Source organism: Brunnivagina elsteri CCALA 953 (assembly GCF_002289455.1).
Lineage (GTDB): Bacteria > Cyanobacteriota > Cyanobacteriia > Cyanobacteriales > Nostocaceae > Brunnivagina > Brunnivagina elsteri.
The window spans coordinates 1-3778 of the sequence record NZ_NTFS01000528.1 but is presented as its reverse complement, the minus strand read 5'-3'; the positions used below and the strand labels follow the sequence as shown (position 1 = coordinate 3778).

The 3778-nt window shown below is 41.8% G+C and carries 2 protein-coding genes; both read left to right on the top strand.

Annotated elements, in window-relative coordinates:
* The first annotated feature begins 104 nt into the window (after positions 1 to 104).
* On the top strand, positions 105 to 3215 hold the full coding sequence (locus CK510_RS27730; RefSeq protein WP_095724719.1) for a phosphoenolpyruvate carboxylase: 3111 nt from the start codon (positions 105 to 107) through the stop codon (positions 3213 to 3215).
* A gap of 281 nt (positions 3216 to 3496) precedes the next feature.
* Positions 3497 to 3751, top strand: a complete 255-nt coding sequence (locus CK510_RS27725; protein WP_095724718.1) for a hypothetical protein — start codon at positions 3497 to 3499, stop codon at positions 3749 to 3751.
* Positions 3752 to 3778: the final 27 nt, after the last annotated feature.

The following is a 3778-nucleotide window of genomic DNA, read 5'->3' as shown; positions in this document are numbered from 1 at the left end:
TAAAATCATACAAACTTATTTCTAAATTTTGTGGTACTTTCCCTATCCATAAATTTCAAAATAAACAATAATAACCTCTTATCGGCTCTACTACGACAGAAGACATGAGTTCCCTTTTATACTCTTCTATTCGGGATGCGAATGCTTACCCAACTTCCGATCTATTTCTACGCCATCGTCTCCAAATCATGGAGGAGTTATGGGAAACCGTGCTACGGCAAGAATGTGGTCAGGAAATGGTGGATTTATTGCGTAAATTACGCGATTTATGTTCGCCAGAAGGACAAGCAACAACAGACGAGGATTCATCTGTTTTTAAGTTAATCGAACAACTGAGTATTAATGACGCAATTCGCGCGACAAGGGCATTTGCCCTGTACTTTCAGTTAATCAATATCATTGAACAGGATTACGAACAAAGAGAGCAATTAACAAAGTACGAAGCCGAACCACAACCAGGAGAAATAACTCTACCTGATATTAGCCACTTGCAGGCTCATTCCCATCAAGAGGAAGGGTTTGCTGTGAGTAATGGTGGTTTAGGTGTGCAAATGCTGACAAAAAGTTGGCGACACTCAGCAGAAGATGATAACAAACAAAAGGGTACTTTTGCCGCTTTGTTTCCCCAGTTATTCAAGCTCAACGTTCCGCCGCAACTGATTCAACGATTAATAGCACAATTAGATGTACAGTTGGTGTTCACAGCGCACCCTACGGAAATTGTCCGCCATACTATTCGTGGCAAACAACGGCGAGTCGTGGAATTATTACAAGAATTTGATGTTTTAGAAAAGCGTTTGGGTGTTGATTTTGGGGCACATAGTTGGGAAGCTGAGGAACTGCGATCGCAGTTAATCGAAGAAATTTGCATGTGGTGGAGAACTGATGAGTTACACCAATTCAAACCTTCGGTGTTAGATGAGGTTGACTATGCTTTACACTATTTTGAGGAAGTTTTATTCGATGGTATTCCCCATTTATACCGACGCTTAAAGCAGTCTCTCCAAGCCACATTCCCCTGGTTGGAACCACCGAAAAAAAGCTTTTGTACCTTCGGTTCTTGGGTTGGTGGAGATAGGGATGGAAATCCATCGGTAACACCTGCAATTACTTGGGAAACCGCTTGTTATCAGCGCAATCTTGTTCTCGAAAAATACATTCAAGCGATTAAGCAACTCCGGGAATTATTGAGTATATCGATGCAGTGGAGCGATGTACTTCCAGACTTGCTGGAATCTTTAGAGTTAGAACAATCCCAACTTAGCGAAATTTACGAAGAACATGCATTACGCTACCGTCAAGAACCATACAGACTCAAACTATCGTATATTCTCAAACGGTTGGAAAATACCCGCGATCGCAATTCCTCACTCCAAAAAGGCGAAATTATCAAAGACGATTCTAAACCCGCTTACCATTCAGGAGAAGAGTTTTTAGCGGAGTTACGGTTAATTCATCGCAACATCACTGAAACCGGGTTAACTTGCCAAAAACTGGAAAATCTCATTTGCCAAGTTGAAATTTTCGGGTTTAACTTAACCAAGCTAGATATTCGTCAAGAATCTTCCCATCATTCCGATGCAATCAACGAGATTCTGGAATACTTGGGAATTCTCAAACAACCCTATAACGAATTATCAGAAGCTGAACGAGTCGAATGGTTAACTAGCGAACTCAAAACCCGTCGTCCCCTAATTCCCGCAGAATTACCATTCTCCGATAAAACCAACGATATTATCAAGACGTTTCGGATAATTCGTTCTCTCCAGCAGGAATTTGGCTACAATGTTTGCCAAACCTACATTATCAGCATGTGTCGCGAAGTCAGCGACGTGTTGGAGGTATTACTACTTGCCAAATCAGCCGGACTTTTTGACCCTGGTACAGCAATTGGTGCTATTCAAGTAGTACCCCTATTTGAAACCGTCGAAGATTTGCAAAAATCTCTCTATGTAATGCGTCAGTTATTTGAATTGCCATTATATCGGGCTTTGTTAGCTGGTGGCTTCGCTGTCATGGAAGGGGAGACAGGGAAACTTGGAGAACATGGGAAAAAAGCTGCTTCTACTCTCCTTTCTCCATCTCTTCTTCCTGTTTCCCCCCTGACTCCCAATCTCCAAGAAATCATGTTGGGATATTCTGACAGCAACAAGGATTCGGGATTTTTAAGCAGTAATTGGGAGATTCACAAGGCTCAAAAATTCTTACAGGAGATTGCGGAAGAACATGGTATTAATTTACGCATATTTCATGGGCGTGGTGGCTCAGTAGGAAGGGGTGGAGGTCCAGCATACGAAGCTATTTTGGCGCAGCCAGGACATAGTATAAATGGACGCATTAAAATTACCGAACAAGGTGAAGTTTTAGCATCCAAATATTCATTGCGCGACTTAGCCTTATATCACCTGGAAACAATGACTACCGCAGTAATTCAAGCTAGTTTATTGCGAACAGGCTTTGACGACATCGAACCCTGGAACAAGATAATGGAAGAATTATCAGCGCGATCGCGTCAACACTATCGGGCTTTAATTTATGAACAACCTGATTTCATTGATTTCTTCCACCAAGTCACCCCGATCGAAGAAATTAGCCAGTTACAAATCAGTTCTCGTCCAGCACGTCGTCCATCTGGGAAAAAAGACTTGAGTAGTTTGCGGGCTATTCCTTGGGTATTTAGTTGGACACAAACTCGCTTTTTGTTACCATCATGGTACGGAATGGGTACAGCTTTGCGGGAATTTTTAGATGAGGAACCGGAAGAACATCTAAAGTTAATGCAATATTTCTACGTGAAATGGCCTTTCTTTAAGATGTTAATATCTAAGGCGGAAATGACCCTAGCAAAAGTTGATTTGCAAATAGCCCATCACTATGTTCAAGAGTTATCTCATCCTGAAGATCGGGAACGATGTGAAGGGGTTTTTGAGCAAATTGCCAAGGAATTTTACCTAACTCGCGATTTAGTGCTAAAAATTACCAAACATGCCCATCTACTTGATGGCGATCCAACTTTACAACGTTCGGTTCAGTTACGTAATGGTACTATTGTACCTCTGGGGTTTATTCAGGTTTCTTTGCTCAAGCGCTTGCGACAATCCAAGAATACCAATACGTCTGGTGTGATTCATTCCCGTTACAGTAAAGGTGAGTTGTTACGAGGTGCATTATTAACTATTAATGGGATTGCTGCTGGGATGAGAAATACTGGTTAGAAGCTTTGCTTTAAGAGTATGTTTGAAAAGTCGGACAAGGTATAAATTGTCATTCTGAGTGGAGTCTTACGGAACGTACGCGCTACGCGTTGCCGCAGGCTAGAATCTTGCGTTTCATGCGTATATTGAGATGCTGAGTCCCAAGGGGACACGCTACGCGAACGTGCCTCAGCATGACATTTCGGGGTACTTTTCAAACATCCTCTAAGATAATACAATGGAATACAGAGAGACGACCCGGTGGGTCGTCTCTACGATGGGGTAATTATGAACTATTGTTTATGCAAAAACAACGTATTCTCATTTGTTCTAGCATTGCGATCGCATCGGGGATTTTTGCCGGATTTACAGGTTGGCAAATTACAATGCATTTTCGCAGTCAGCATTGCCAAAATCAAATTGTAGGAGTCAAGGAATTATGTAATGTGACTGTTATCCCTGGGGCAATGTGGCAAGGAAGTACGGCAGGTTTATGGACAGGAACAGTTTTAGGTGCTTTTGTTGGTGGTTTGGTTACTCGCTCGAAATATAATTGATGTTAAATAATTAGGTCAGAATTAATC

Coding starts and splice junctions, on each gene's coding strand:
- CK510_RS27725 (WP_095724718.1), top strand. CDS start 3,497: ATGCAAAAACAACGTATTCTCATTTGTTCTAGCATTGCGATCGCATCG.
- CK510_RS27730 (WP_095724719.1), top strand. CDS start 105: ATGAGTTCCCTTTTATACTCTTCTATTCGGGATGCGAATGCTTACCCA.